Origin of the sequence: Leyella stercorea DSM 18206 (genome assembly GCF_000235885.1) — a bacterium.
GTDB lineage: Bacteria > Bacteroidota > Bacteroidia > Bacteroidales > Bacteroidaceae > Prevotella > Prevotella stercorea.
Window position 1 is genome coordinate 1 of the sequence record NZ_JH379369.1, and the last position, 504, is coordinate 504.

Here is a 504-nt window from a genome sequence, read left to right on the forward strand (position 1 = left end):
GGAAAATTCTATATTTGCGAAATATGATATCCTCCTTCTTGTCTTGAAAGCGGTCTGACTGCTTTAACCAAGGCGAAATGTCTTGGTTTTATTAATAAATAATAAGATCAGCATGGCAGAATTAAAGGCAACCGTGTGCTTGCAAGGGAAGGATATAGAAGTGATTTCATCACATATTGAATTTAACCGCAAGACAGATAATAAAGGAAGGCCAGTGACAAATGTTATTGGCGGACGTATTACCATAACCGTTGAATCTACCAGAGAAACTACTATTCTTGAAGCAATGGTAAACAGTCCTTTCAAAGCGATAAGCGGCAAGGTGATTTATTACAACACTAAGGATAATTCAATCTTTCGTGTCGTGGAGTTCAAATACGCGTATATCGTATATTACAAAGAGGTTTACAATGTTGACAGGAAACGCCAAATGTATTCCACCATCACATTTTCTGCGGATATTATTATGATAGGAGACGCATATTTAAGCAATCAATGGTAAGA

General features: G+C 36.7%; 1 protein-coding gene. It reads left to right on the plus strand.

Annotated features, from left to right (window positions below; genetic code table 11):
• Window positions 1-112: 112 nt before the first annotated feature.
• On the plus strand, window positions 113-502 hold the full coding sequence (gene tssD, locus HMPREF0673_RS01710; RefSeq protein WP_004308665.1) for a type VI secretion system tube protein TssD: 390 nt from the start codon (window positions 113-115) through the stop codon (window positions 500-502).
• Window positions 503-504 lie beyond the last annotated feature (2 nt).

Coding starts and splice junctions, on each gene's coding strand:
- tssD (WP_004308665.1), top strand. CDS start 113: ATGGCAGAATTAAAGGCAACCGTGTGCTTGCAAGGGAAGGATATAGAA.